Source organism: Paenibacillus sp. 276b (genome assembly GCF_900107875.1).
Taxonomy (GTDB): domain Bacteria; phylum Bacillota; class Bacilli; order Paenibacillales; family Paenibacillaceae; genus Paenibacillus; species Paenibacillus marchantiae.
This window is the reverse complement of record NZ_FNRR01000006.1, coordinates 80,827-95,198: the sequence shown is the minus strand read 5'-3', so window position 1 is coordinate 95,198 and position 14,372 is coordinate 80,827. Positions and strand designations below refer to the sequence as shown.

The following is a 14,372-nucleotide window of genomic DNA, read 5'->3' as shown; positions in this document are numbered from 1 at the left end:
ATGAATATTCGTATTTTTGAAAATGAAGAAGATTTGAATGCAACGGGTGCAGGGGTGATTGCCAGTTTGCTACAGACAAAACCCCGGGCTGTACTGGGACTCGCGACTGGAAGTTCTCCTGTGGGTATCTATAAACAGCTTATTGCTTTGTATCAGAAAGGTCTGGTCAGCTTTGCGCAGGCCTCTTCCTTCAATCTGGATGAATATGTCGGTCTTCCTGTAGAACATCGCGAAAGCTACCGCAGCTTTATGAATGAGCAACTGTTTTCGCATATTGATATCGATCTCGCCAGAACCCAGGTGCCGAATGGACAGGCTTCGGATTTAAATGAGGAGTGTGTTTCCTATGAACAACGGATTGATGATCGTGGACCAGTAGATCTGCAATTGTTGGGTATCGGACATAATGGCCACATTGGCTTCAATGAACCCGGAACCGAACTCACAGGACGAACACATGTGGTGGATCTCAAAGAAGAGACAAGAAAAGCAAACGCCCGCTTTTTTAATCATATTGATGAAGTTCCAACTCAGGCCATCACGATGGGTGTAGGTACGATTTTAAAAGCCAAACAAATCTTGCTGATCGCCCGTGGTGAGGAGAAAGCCGAAATTATTCGTGAAGCCTTTATGGGGCCGATTACAACACAATGTCCCGCTTCGCTACTGCAATGTCATCCCAATGTGGTGGTATTGCTGGACCGTGCTGCGGGGAGGTTGGTGAAATGAACGTAGAAGCTATGGAAAACCAGGAGCAAGAGAGTGAAAAAACCATTTCACTTCTTCGAGGTAAAATCGTACTGCCCGATGGTGTAATGGAGGATGGTGTACTTGTCTGGACGGATGGGAAGATCCTTTATGCTGGCGCACCCGAGGGATTATCTGAACAGATTCGCCGTGAAGCCGTATCTGTGCCTGTTTCCAAGCATGGCGTCATTGTGCCTGGATTTATAGATATCCACGTACATGGTGGCAATGGCGAAGACTTTATGGACGCGAGTAAGGATGTGATGGATAAAATCACTTCATTCCACAGCACACAGGGGACCACTGCCATGCTGGCAACGTCTATGACAGCGCCCAAAGATAGTCTGGACCGGGTATTGGCTGAAGTGGACAGCTACCGTTCCGGTGACATGCCTTATGCACAGCTGGAAGGTGTACATCTGGAGGGTCCTTTTTTCAGTCCGAAGTGGCCCGGCGCACAAAACCCGGATCATATTGTATTGCCTAATGTGTCCTGGCTGGACGCGTGGGAAAAACAATATCCCGGCCTGATTCGTCAAGTCACCCTGGCGCCGGAACGTGAGGGAGCGCTCGAAGTCATTTCATGGCTGCGCGAGCAGCGAATTACGGCAGCATTAGGACATACGGATGCGACCTATGAAGAAGTACAGCTTGCGGTCGAGGCCGGGTTGCACCATGCCGTGCATACATTCAATGCGATGACACCGCTCCATCACCGGAATCCCGGAGCTGCCGGCGCAGTGCTTAGTGATTCCCGCATCAGTGCAGAGATCATTGCAGACGGTATCCATGTGCATCCGGCGGCGATGTCTATTTTGGCTCAACTGAAAGAACAAGCAGATCAGCTTGTGTTAATCACAGACGCGATGTCTGCTGCCGGGCTGGATGATGGTGAATACAAAATTGGCGATCTGCCTGTGATTGTTACGGAAGGTGTGGCACGTTTGAAAGACGGAGGCGCACTGGCAGGAAGCACGCTCACGATGATTCGTGGTTTCCGCTATCTGGTACAGGAAGTAGGCTTGAGTCTGAATGCAGCTTCACGCGCAGCCAGCCTGACGCCGGCACGTCTGCTCGGCATTGATCACCGCACGGGTTCCTTTGCTAAAGGCAAACAGGCGGACGTCGTTTTGCTGAATGGTGATTTGAAAATTGAGGAAGTGTGGGTGAAGGGAAGACGAATCGGCGGTTAATTCTACATTTGTAGTGTTGTCGTGTGCCTCAACAGGCAATAGCTTGCGTAATGTGTTAAAATAGATCTCAAAAAAGCCGGGATCTGCGGATCACGCATTACGGAGGCGTGAAACATGGAACGTAACGCTATGCTCGAATTCGACCCGTTCATCACAGAGCTGGCGGAAAAGCTGCACGTACACGGATATTATGCCTTTTATGGCGAGCACTACAATGAGACCGATATGGAGCAGTACCGTAGACACCTGTTCACCTCATTCAGCAATATCGTATGGGTGGAGCTGGATGCACGCAAAAAGTATATGATTGTGGATCATCGTGGACGCAACGCGGTCATGAAGTTAATCGACGGTATGCTGAACACCCGTAGAACGCTGCGGGCCAATCTGGCGATGGCTGGTACAGACACCTCCGAAGTCCAGCAGGAAATCACGCACATGATGCAGCTTGTGCATATGTTAAATTTCACAACCTTCCGCTCATAAGTGGAGGATGCTACGTGCTAGGTTCGTTAAAAGGTAAATAACGAGCCGTTGTAACGAATGTAACTGTCTCAATTGAGAAGCAAAAAGGGGAGTCCAGTAATGAAGATAACTGAACTCCCCTTTGGTATGTCACTTATAAGGCAAATAGCTTAGCCTAATGCCTGCATGCGGAAAGCTATCATTTTACACCTCTTATAAATTTAAATCTCACTTACGCATAGAATTCACTTTTCTCGAAATAAAAACGACGACCTCTAGGGCCGTCGTTTTTTTGTTGTATCTACCTACCCTACTACTACCCTTCATTTGTAAAGTAAGCTCAGTCTTAAAATAAGTTCATGGAAAAGCTGCAAAGTAGTGAAGGGGACGAAATCGATTCTGGAAAAGCGAAGCGTTCGCCTAAAAGCTTTCTGCAAGAAAGCTACTTCGGAAGCATATGCTATCGTCGGATCTTACCCTTTGAGAAGGGAAATCCAAAAAATCCGACGATAACAGCGATCGAAAGAACGATTCGTATCCGGAACGGCCACTTGCACGCTTTCCAGCACTTATTTTTCACATGAACTATACTTTACAAACTTTTTAAAAACTGAACAATCGTCAACAACCCTTTATCAAAGTTCTCCAGGTTGAAATGCTCATTCGGTGCATGCAGGTTCTCATCTGGCAAACCGAAGCCCATCATAACAGCCGGAATACCAAGCACGCGTGAAAGTTTCTCCACGATCGGAATGGAGCCGCCATCTTTCGTAAACAGGGCACGAACGCCGTACACTTGCTCATAGGCATCAGCTGCTTTTTGCAGTACCGGATCGGAAGGATCGGTATTGAAAGCAAAGGCTTTCTCGATCTGTTTCACATGCAGCGTTGCGCCAGGTTGAACGTGCGCGCGCAGATGTGCTTCGATACGGTCCAGCACCTGCTGTGGATCTTGATCCGCAACAAGGCGGCATGTAATTTTGGCATGAGCTTCCTTCGGAATAACCGTTTTGGTGCCTTCACCTTGGAATCCGCCCCATACGCCATTCAGTTCCAGCGTTGGACGTGCGCCAATACGCTCTACGAACGAGTAGCCTTCTTCCCCGTACAATTGCTCCAATCCGAGGTCTTGACGAAGCTGTTCTTCATTGAAGCCTTGCTTCACGAACTCTTCTCTCATCTCAGGAGAGAGCGGCAGAACGCCATCATAGAAACCATCTACGCTCACGCGACCTTGCTCATCATGCAGCGAAGCGAGCAGGGATACGAGTGCGTGCAGTGCGTTCGGTACACCGCCTCCAAATGAACCGGAGTGCAGGTCCGTGTTGGCTGTATTCAGATCCACTTCAAGCGAGCAAAGACCACGCAGACCCGTAGAGATCGCCGGTTTTCCTTTTTCGAGCAGGGACGTATCCGAGATTAGTACCATATCTGCACGCAGCTTGTCTGTATTGTCGTTCAGGTAGATCGGCAGGTTCGGGCTGGAGATTTCCTCTTCACCTTCGATGCAGAATTTCACATTAACAGGAAGTTCCTTGTTTTCGGCAAGCAGAGCTTCAACCGCCTTGATATGTATGAAGATTTGTCCTTTATCATCCGTAGCACCACGTGCAAACAGTTTGCCATCACGAACGGTAGGTTCGAATGGAGGTGTTTCCCACAGGTTAAGCGGATCGACAGGCTGAACATCATAGTGTCCATAGATCAGTGCGGTTGGTTTGCCGGGTGCATGCAGGTGATCTGCATATACAATCGGATGTCCCGCTGTTGGAATAACCTCTACATTTTCCATACCTGCACGAGTGAGTGCATCTGCAGCCCATTGTGCCGCACGGTTAATATCCTCTTTATGTGCCGAAATGGCTGAAATACTTGGAATGGACAACCATTCGTTCAATTCCGCCAGGTGTTTCTCTCTATTTTCTTGAAAATAAGTTTGTTCCTTCATTAAAAGGCCTCCTTCATGTTTTGCTTTATCCTATTGTAATCCATTTTGATGCGTTAATAAAACATTGGTTAAAAAATGATCTGCTACATACCGTTTCATTCCCCTGGAAATTATGCGTATAATACAAGAAACGGATTCATCCATATATTCTCATGTAAACCATTCAGCAGGGGAGTTGAGGGAGTTCCCATGACAGTCAGAGCATACGCAAGCAAGCAGGTGAGCACTGATGGAACCAGTTAGGAAGGTAAGATCCTCCGGCAGACTCACGCGTTGGCCAGGGTTAACCACAGGACGACATAAAGGGCGTTTTTATCGAAACAGCCTGATGCTTATTTTGCTCATTGCCAGCATTCCCGGACTGATTACAGGCATCGTGATGTATCAGTTGGTCGTTGGCCGGATGGAAAATGAATTTAATCAGATGCACCAAAGCCAGATTGAGAACCGGGCGCGCAACGTGGACGACCAACTCGCTTATTTGGAGATGACCTTGTCCCATTGGGCTTTTGAACCCAGGTTTGGCAATGCGCTGCGAACACTGGATTTTGTGTATTATTTCAACGAAACACAGGAGATCGTCACCACACTATACGTGTTGCAAGGCTCTCATCCGCTCATCAAATCCGCGCAGCTATATTTACAGGAACCGAAACCGATTTTGTTTAACCGGGATTATAACGAGTTGAAGGATGATGCAAAAATACAGGCCTACGACCGCTATCTGACGATGGGCAACCATGTGTATTGGACAGACTGGATTGCGAGCCAGAGCAGTGATAAAGCATCTCAAACGAATGATAGTATACTGCATACCGATCCGGGTAATGCACTGGTTCTTGTACATAAGATTCCGGGTGAAAGCATTAATCCATTTGGTGCGCTGATCATTACGCTGGATAATGAGAAAGTCGCCAGCTTGTTGAAAACGCTTACTCCTTATGATGAAGGGTTAACGTTCCTCATGGATAAACAGGGTAATACACTGGTTACCGGTAATCCGGTAGCAGGGAAGACCGACCTTGCTTTTGAGCAGCAGCTCAAAGAAGAGGTAGCCCTGCATGCAGACAACCATTCATTCCTGTTCAAATATGAGGACGAAACCTATTCCGTGTCCTATGGATCACTGAGTCGGATTGATTCGGACTGGACGTATGTCTCCGCAGCTCCGCTGACATCGGTGACCTCACCGGTGAAGCTCGTATCCAAAATCATCGTCATTGCGAGTGCTGGCAGTCTTATCCTGGGGTTGGTATTATCCTGGTTTGCTTCACGCAGAATATACTCTCCCGTAGCAAGGATGCTCCATTTATTGACGCCGGGCAGGAGTGAAACGACAACAGATACCAGGCTAGATGAATTCCAGCTATTGGAACAACAGTGGAACGAATTGACTTCGCAGAGTCTGACCGCCCATCGACAATTACAGGAGCAGCTTCCCCATTTGCGGGACAGTTTTGTATTACAACTGGTGCAGGGGCATCTGTATGCCTATAACGAGCAGGATCTTCAGCAGCGGATGAGGAATCTTGGTTTTGAGGTGGAAGGCCAGCAGTTTTTGCTGCTTCAGATGTATTTTACGGGCTATGCCCAGTTACAGGGGCGATTTGGGAGCCAGGATACAGGGCTGGTTACCTTTGCAGCAGTTAATATCATTGAAGAAGTTGCTAAAAATGTTTTCAGTCAAATTAGTGTAATGAACTTTCACGACCTGTCTTCAGCCATGCTTGTGATTGCTCCCAACGACGAGCCTGTGAAATCACAAGCGTTATTGTGGGGACAAGAGTTGGTGGAGGTCATAGGTCAGACTTTGAAAATGAACGTGACGGTGATCGTAAGTCGTCCTGCTGCTTCCCCGCAGGAATTGCCGGGATTATTCATGGAGATGGAGCAGGCGGTTGCTTATCGCAGCGTGGAGGACGGGAGCCAGATTCTCGATTTGGAGGATGAGCAATGTTTCCGCAGAACGGAAGAAGCCTCATATCCACTGGGGCTGGAACGTGAGATCCTTCAGGCGATCAGGCTTGGGAAGAAGGATGAGTCTGAGCGTGTACTGGAGCAATTTGTGACCGAGATCACCCAAGCGGGCAGTTCCGAATTCCAGGTGCAGCAGATGATGCTTCAATTGCTGGGAAGTATTCAGCATATGATGCTGCAGACCGGGGTAACGCCTTACAAGCTGTTTGGTGGCTGCAACATGTATGAGCGCTTGTCCACGATTCGCGAACCTGCACAAATGATGAAATGGATGATCGGAGAAGTATTGCTGCCATATGTTCAGGAGATCGAGATGCGTTCCCAAGAGCCGATGAAGCAGGTAGTGGAACGTACGATGTTGTTTATTGATGAGAATTATAGAAACGAACTTTCCCTGGAAGGCTGTGCAGATGCGGAGCAGATGACTCCTTATGCATTAAGCAAGGCATTCAAGCAAGTATCGGGCATGAATTTCATTGATTATTTAACACGGGTACGAATGGATGCGGCGAAGCAATTGCTGCGTGAGACCACGATGAAAATCAATGATATCGCAGGCGCTGTTGGATACCAGCACAGTTACTTTAATCGGATTTTCAAGAAACAGGAAGGTTTAACCCCGAGCCAGTATCGGGATCAATGGCTAGGTAAATAAACCTGTTCATAAGACTTCATCATTGACCGGAATCCCGCTTCATGGGACTCCGGTTTTTCATGTTTCACCTCGGAAACAAAGAAGGATAATGCTGCAAAAATGTGCAATAACCTTTGCCAAAGTATATCCAAATTGAAGAAGGAATGGCGTTATAGCGGGCTTTCGGACCACTTTGCGCAACCATGCAAAAAATGAAGGTTGCCGGAAACAAGGCAGCTGTATAGTCTGAATAACAGGTCGATTGATAACGCTTACATAAATGGGGAGGGGAGACATTATGAACGGGAAGACGGACTGGAATGGAAATGGCGCTACAGCAGCTCAAGTGGATATGGCCGCATTGCCGATGAAGCGGGAGTCCAACTGGAAGAGGCAGATCAAACGAAATAAATGGCTGTACGTGCTTGTGCTTCCCGGATTTTTGTACTTTGTCATTTTTAAATACTTGCCTATGTGGGGGATCGTTATTGCCTTCCAGGACTATCAACCTTTTCTGGGCATTCGCGACAGTCAATGGGTGGGTATGGAGAACTTTACGAATTTCTTCTCCAATCCGGACTTCTTCCGATTGCTGAGGAATACGCTCGTCCTTGCCCTATATGATCTTATATTCTTTTTCCCGGCACCGATTATCATCGCTTTGTTACTTAATGAAATCCGGGTCGCTTTCTTCAAAAGAACGATTCAGACGCTGGTCTATGTACCTCACTTTGTTTCCATGGTCATTATCGCGAGTATCACTTATGTATTCCTGACTCCGCAAGGCGGGGTACTCTATGACCTGATCTCCTGGATCACAGGCAAACCGATCGATGTATTGGCAAGTCCGGGGTCATTTCGTCCGCTCATTATTGTTCAGATGATGTGGAAAGAGATGGGCTGGGGAACGATTATCTTCCTCGCAGCACTTGCAGGTGTGGATACAGAGCAGTATGAGGCTTCAATTGTGGATGGTGCAGGTCGATTACGGCGCATGTGGCACATCACGCTTCCAGCGATCCGCACGACCATTGTTATCTTGCTCATTCTCAGGCTGGGGAACTTCCTGGATACCGGTTTTGAACAAATCTATCTGATGACCAACTCGCTGAATCGTGATGTGGCAGATGTATTTGATACGTATGTATACACCGTCGGGATTACGCAAGGTGCATTCAGTTACAGTACCGCGGTCGGGTTATTCAAGTCGGTTGTCGGAATTATTCTGGTGCTGGGCAGCAACAAACTGGCCAAGAAATTCGGACATCCCGGAATCTATTAAGAGCATGTTCGTCATCCATCGATAAGGAGGAAATTGCCCATGAACAGCCGTCTATACAACAGCCCTGCCGGCAGAGTATTTGATATTTTCAATTACGTCATGCTGGGGATTCTGGGCATATTAACCGTCCTTCCTTTCCTGTATATTATAGGAAATTCATTCGCGACCGAAGCCGAGATTACCGAACGCAGTTTTTTCCTTATTCCGAAGGTGTTTTCGTTCAGTGCGTATGAGTATATTTTTTCCTCGTCCACCATCTTCCGCAGTATAGGGGTTTCGATATTTGTTACGGTTGCAGGTACATTGGTCAATCTCTTCTTCACACTGACGATGGCTTACCCACTGTCCCGAAGTGACTTCTGGGGCCGAAATGTCATGATGAACATGGTGATTTTCTCCATGTTGTTCGGCGGCGGGATGATCCCGACCTATCTCGTCATTCGTGGACTTGGACTTCTGGATTCCTACTGGGCCCTCATGCTTCCTGGCGCGATCAGCGCTTTTAACTTAATTGTTGTCAAAAACTTTTTTCAACAAATGCCGCCAGGGCTGGAGGAAGCGGCCCGCATCGACGGCTGTTCGGATCTTGGGGTACTGTGGCGAATTGTTCTGCCATTGTCCAAACCGGTGATTGCCACCTTTGCGTTATTCTACGCCGTAGGCCACTGGAACAACTTTTTCTCGGCACTCCTGTACATTTCTGACAGTGACAAATGGCCATTGCAAGTCATGCTGAGACAGATCGTTCTGCTCTCACAGGCCAGTGTCGGAGATATGGCAAACATGGACCCCAATTTTGTACAGCCACCGGAGCAGTCCATTAAAATGGCGGTCATTGTGGTTGGTACCATCCCGATTTTGCTGGTGTATCCGTTTTTGCAGAAGCATTTTGCCAAGGGTGTCATGTTAGGTTCAATTAAAGGCTAAAGCCAAGGGGGAGAACGTATGGGACAAAAGACGGGATTCAAAAAAGGCGCATTGCTACTCTCTGCATCATTGGTATTGAGTACGATTCTGGGAGCTTGCTCCACGGACAAAGCAGGTTCAGGAACAGCTGCGGGTGGCACGGATCAGATCACGATTATGCTTCCGAACTTTGAAGCGGAGAATCCGCCGGATAACAGTCCTGTGATTCAGAAGCTTGAGGAATTGACCAAGATGGATGTGAATCTGCAATGGGTACCGAGTAGCTCCTATGAGGATAAATTCAATATCACACTGGCTTCGGGCAAGCTGCCCGATGTTATGGTTGTGCTGGGTAAGTCCCCAAGTTTCATTAATGCGGCTCGTACTGGAGCTTTCTGGGAGCTTGGACCTTATTTGAAAGACTATCCGAACCTCAGCAAGATGAATGAAATTATCACTAACAATGCTTCTATCGATGGCAAAACCTATGGCATCTACCGCGCACGTGCTCTCGGACGTAACGGTGTCACGATCCGCAAGGATTGGCTGGAGAAGCTTGGTCTGGAAGAGCCAAAGACCATTGACGAGTTCTACAATGTATTGAAAGCGTTCACGAAGGATGATCCAGACGGCAACGGTAAAGACGATACCTACGGTCTGGTGGCGAGCAAATTCACAGGTCCTTGGGATAATATGCAGATTTGGTTTGGTGCACCCAACAAGTGGGGCGAGGATGGTAACGGAGGTTTGATGCCGGCACACGAGACTCCAGAATATATGGAAGCTTTGAAATTTTTCCGTCAAATCTATAGCGAAGGTCTGGTCAACAAGGACTTTGCCGTGATGGATGCAACCAAGTTGTCCGATCCGTTTGTGAACGGGCAAGCAGGCGTAATGGTGGATGTAGCAGATAACGCACAGCGCATGGATCAGAAGATTCTGGAGAAAGATCCGTCAGCAACTGGGCATGTGGATGTGCTTCAGGCAATGGAGGGGCCGAACGGTTTGCGTGACATGCCAACATCCGGCTATTCCGGCATGATTGCCATTTCCAAAAGCAGTGTCAAAACGGAAGAAGACTTGAAAAAGGTACTGAGTTTCCTGGATCAGCTGAATGAACCTGAATTGCAGGCGCTGCTGGGGAACGGTCTGGAAGGCAAGCAGTATGAGAAAAAAGAGGGTTACATCATTCCGACAACTGACAAACTGGCGCTGCGAGATGTACAGGGTCTGAATCAGATCCTTATGTTTATTCCAGAGGACAAAACGCTTCGTGTGCAACAGACACCTGTTCGCGAAAAGGTTGCACAAGTGCAGAAAGCCAATGAGGAAATCGTCATTGCTAATCCTGGCGAACCGTTGATTTCCGATGTGTATGCCCAGAAAGGACCACAGCTGGATAACATCATTAATGATGCCCGTATCAAATTCATCGTGGGGCAAATTGATGAAAAAGGTTTCCAGGATGCTGTAGCACTGTGGAAAAGCAGTGGTGGCGACGATTATGTCAAAGAAGTGAATGAGCTGTACGCTGCACTGAAGTAGATTGATGTTCCAGAGCCCGGCAGCCTTTCTTGTAGTGCAAAGGTGGCAGCCGGGCATTTCCGTGTATCCCTAGTTAGTTCAGGCTATTTAAAAAACGATCTTCATCTCTTTTTTTGTGAATTATAGCTTCCAGTATTTAGATTTTGATGTATAATCAATGCAAAACAAACCTATTTGAACTTAAATGAACGTTATCGGTAGATGGACGACCACTCTTGCACATACAGGGAGGAAGCGACATGTGGAACGGGGATGCATTTGAAAATCCCGAGGCGCAGTACCGGGTTCATCCCTTTTGGTTTTGGAATGGGGATATGGAAGAAGGGCAAATCAAACGACAAATAGCCGAAATGTCTGCACAGGGCGTAGGTGGTTTTTTCATCTGTCCACGTCAGGGGCTGGAGATTCCCTATCTGTCCGAAGCATGGTTTGACAAGGTACGGATTGCAGTGGAAGCGGCGGCTGCCTGCGGTATGCAGGTATGGTTATATGACGAGTATCCCTATCCAAGTGGGATGGCTGGCGGTGAGGTGACACTTGATTTTCCCGAGGCGAAGCAGCGCCAGCTTGTGCATCAGCAGATTCGTGTTCATGGCGGAGATACAGTAGATCGTGAGTTGCCGTGGGGTCGAATTCTAGTGGCGAAGGCAATACCCAAGGATGCGCAGGGCAAACGATTGTGGCATGAATCCATTGATTTGCGCAATAACATCGGCAATATCCAGACGGATCAGGTCTATCAGGAGACAGGACTCACGTCGTATAATCGCAAGCGGTTTTTTACATACCGAACGGCTTTCCGCCTGTCATGGAAAGCTCCCGCTGGGGAATGGGACGTGATTATATTTCAGGAAGAAGAGATGGATGATTTCAAATATTACGGCAACTTTGTAGACCCGTGTCACAAGGAAGCGATGAGCCGTTTTATTGAACTGACCCACGAACGGTATAAGGAAGCAATTGGAGAACAGTTTGAAAGCGTAATCAAAGGCATGTTCTCCGATGAAATTGCGCCGCTTGGGCGTATCCCCTGGTCTCCACAGCTTCCCGGCTATTTCAGTGAACGCTGCGGTTACAGTCTGATCGAGTCCCTACCTGCTCTGCTGCATGGCGATGTCCCAGACGCAGAACGCATCAGGTATGACTATTATCAGTCGCTACATCTGCTGCTCAGGGAGTCGTACCACAAACAGGTACATGACTGGTGTGAAGAGGCAGGGATTCAGTATGCGGCAGAAGTGCCCGGGGTACGGATGACCACGCAGTTGTTCAGTCATATGCCAGGTGGAGATTCGGCACATGAGAAAATCGGACGCTCCTTATCCTGGATTCTGGAACGGTATGGCAAGAAGATGCGCGACAATCCGAAGATGGTCAGCTCGCTTGCCAGACAGCTTGGCCGAAGCCGCAATCTGATTGAGTGTTTTCACAGTGTGGGCTGGTCGATGACTTTACAGGATGCCAAATGGATGATTGACCGCATGGCAGCCATGGGTACCAACTTTTTTAATTTCCACGCCTTTTTCTATACCATCGGCGGACTCGCCAAGCATGATGCACCGCCGTCCCAGTTTTTACAGAACCCGTATTGGCGTCACTTCCGGCAGTTGGGAGATTACACGGGACGTTTAAGCTATCTGATGAGCACGGGGACTGCGGACATTCGAATTGCTGTGCTTGATCCAACGACCACGTTCTGGAGCTTGATGGGCAATCCGCTTCACGGGTTCGAATATGGCGGAGAAGACGAAGCAGAACGGGCGAAGCTGGATCGTCTCACGAACGATTGGATGCGGATCACCTCGCATCTGCTCGAAAACAGACGTGACTATGATCATCTGGACCCCGAGCTGTTAGCCGAAGCTGTACTGAACGAGGGTACGATTCAGATTGGCGTTGCACGTTATGAGGTACTGATTCTTCCACCGATGCTGAACCTGGAGGCAGCAGCCTGGCAGCAGGTTAAGCAGTTCGTAGAACAGGGGGGAACGGTCATATCGGTAGGCATGCCTCCGCATGTAGCCATCCAGCCAGGAAGCCCTGCAGGAAATGAGGCCGCTCAGTTCTTTGGAGCAGGCAACCAGCCGCACGAGGCATATTGGGGCAATGCGGAAGAAACAGGTCACGAGAGCAGCGAATTGATGTGGCAGCAGGGACAGGGGAATGCCTATTTTCTACCTGCAGGAACAGGTCGCGGGGATGACTTCTCCTTGGAACTGATCTCCCTGCTGCTGGATCAGGTATCGCCCGAACCGATCTGTTGGATCATGGAAGAAGAAAGTGCGTCGCTGCTTATGCAGACCCGTCAATTATCGGACGGAGAGTTTATGATCTTTTTGTCCAACCAGGAAGGACAACAACTTGAAGGGCAATTGAAAATGGTAGCCAAGCGGTTATGGACGGATGTTGATCTTTCTGCGGGTTCAACTCTGCTGGCGGAACGCCTCGATTTGGAGACAGGACAGCGTGAATCATTGCCGTTTACCAGCAGTGGTGGTGAATGGTGCATTTCGTTAAAGCTTGCTCCCTATGAAGCACATGTGGTGAGGCTTACTTTACAACATGCTCAAGAGGCATCAGAGGAGAATTCTTTTGCTCTGAACCAAACAGGGACGAAGTCTGGAGCGGATCGTTTAGTTACTGAGATTGAGAACGCACCCTATACGATTCAGCTTCCTGCGGAGGGGCCATGGCGACTGGAAACGGTGCAGTCCAACACACTTCGGATGGGGCAGTTCAACGTAACAGCTTCCAATGACAACGGTGTAATTTTTGAACGTAATCATGTTACAGTCAAGCCCTTTATTGATCAGGCGGCTGAATTGTCGGAGAACCATCATCTGCCGCTCCAGTTTAATCAGGTATTTGGTACACCGAAGAAAGCATCCGTTGCCTATCCAATCCAGTGCAAGTATACAACTACATTTGAGCTGAGAACGGCATTGGAAGAATGTCTGTTATTCATGGACAGGGCAGCGATATCAGGTGACTGGACCATGGAAATCAACGGTCAACCGATCGGACCTGATCTATTTGAGCCAATTGAAATTACCGATCACCATAATATTGGCTGCAATATAACTGAGTTGTTGCGCAGTGGCCTGAATGAAATGATCGTTACCTTAGAGGTCACGAGGGATGAAGAAGGTATCGTTGATCCGCTGTATCTACAAGGGCGGTTTGGCGTGGAATTCCATCATGAAGGCATGGTCTCTCTCGTTCGTGAGCCGGATACGTCGATCCGAATTGGGCCTGAGCCACAGCCGTTGTATCCCCATTTTGCAGGAGAGATGAGTTACAAACGAAGCTTCTGGGTGGATCAGCCTGCTGAAGAGGTGGCGTCTTTTGAACTGGAATTCAGTAACTGGCAGGTGCAGGATGTGGTAGAAGTACGGGTGAATGGTTACAGTCTGGGCGTTCGATGCTGGTCTCCATATCGCTGGACGGGAGAAGCCTCGTGGCTGCGAGCAGGGGATAACGATATTGAAGTACGCGTTACCAATACACTAATTGGACTGCTGGAAGGTACTTATTTTGACTCGGGCAGCCACAGTTTGCAGGAAGCCGGTCATATATCAGCTGAAGAATAAACCTCCCAAGATAAACGGATTTATTCCTTAAGGAGGAAGAAGGATCGTTGATCTGCTGTTTTACAGCAAGGAAAATGAAAAGCCG

At 48.4% G+C, this 14,372-nt stretch carries 9 protein-coding genes; 8 read left to right on the top strand and 1 reads right to left on the bottom strand.

Annotation, left to right across the window (positions count from 1 at the left end; genetic code table 11):
* From nagB to BLV50_RS24460, 3 genes are all read left to right on the top strand, one after another.
* Nucleotides 1–729 carry a glucosamine-6-phosphate deaminase gene (gene nagB, locus BLV50_RS24470; protein ID WP_063566685.1) on the top strand — a complete coding sequence of 243 codons (729 nt, stop codon included), beginning with the start codon at nucleotides 1–3 and terminating at the stop codon, nucleotides 727–729.
* A complete protein-coding gene (gene nagA, locus BLV50_RS24465; protein ID WP_244552229.1) occupies nucleotides 726–1,940 on the top strand; it encodes an N-acetylglucosamine-6-phosphate deacetylase in 1,215 nt (404 codons plus the stop codon). Before nagB ends, nagA begins: the two co-directional genes overlap by 4 nt.
* Nucleotides 1,941–2,054: 114 nt before the next feature.
* Entirely contained in the window at nucleotides 2,055–2,426 is a 372-nt protein-coding gene (locus BLV50_RS24460; protein ID WP_090810463.1) for a hypothetical protein, read from the top strand.
* Nucleotides 2,427–2,997: 571 nt separating this feature from the next.
* On the opposite strand, the gene BLV50_RS24455 is transcribed toward BLV50_RS24460, so the two are convergent.
* On the bottom strand, nucleotides 2,998–4,353 hold the full coding sequence (locus BLV50_RS24455) for a dipeptidase (protein WP_063566686.1): 1,356 nt from the start codon (nucleotides 4,351–4,353) through the stop codon (nucleotides 2,998–3,000).
* A gap of 229 nt (nucleotides 4,354–4,582) precedes the next feature.
* On the opposite strand from BLV50_RS24455, the gene BLV50_RS24450 reads away from it, so the two are divergent.
* From BLV50_RS24450 to BLV50_RS24430, 5 genes are all read left to right on the top strand, one after another.
* Nucleotides 4,583–6,985: an AraC family transcriptional regulator gene (locus BLV50_RS24450; RefSeq protein WP_090810461.1), complete on the top strand. Its 2,403-nt coding sequence runs from the start codon at nucleotides 4,583–4,585 to the stop codon at nucleotides 6,983–6,985.
* Between the two features lie 331 nt (nucleotides 6,986–7,316).
* Nucleotides 7,317–8,246 (top strand): ABC transporter permease, encoded by a 930-nt coding sequence (locus tag BLV50_RS24445; protein WP_052016746.1) that lies wholly within the window; start codon nucleotides 7,317–7,319, stop codon nucleotides 8,244–8,246.
* Nucleotides 8,247–8,285: 39 nt separating this feature from the next.
* Nucleotides 8,286–9,173, top strand: coding sequence for a carbohydrate ABC transporter permease (locus tag BLV50_RS24440; RefSeq protein WP_024632531.1), 888 nt, complete (start codon nucleotides 8,286–8,288; stop codon nucleotides 9,171–9,173).
* Between the two features lie 18 nt (nucleotides 9,174–9,191).
* Nucleotides 9,192–10,697: an extracellular solute-binding protein gene (locus BLV50_RS24435; protein WP_072735430.1), complete on the top strand. Its 1,506-nt coding sequence runs from the start codon at nucleotides 9,192–9,194 to the stop codon at nucleotides 10,695–10,697.
* A gap of 239 nt (nucleotides 10,698–10,936) precedes the next feature.
* Entirely contained in the window at nucleotides 10,937–14,287 is a 3,351-nt protein-coding gene (locus BLV50_RS24430) for a glycosyl hydrolase (protein WP_090810459.1), read from the top strand.
* The last annotated feature ends 85 nt before the right edge of the window (nucleotides 14,288–14,372 follow it).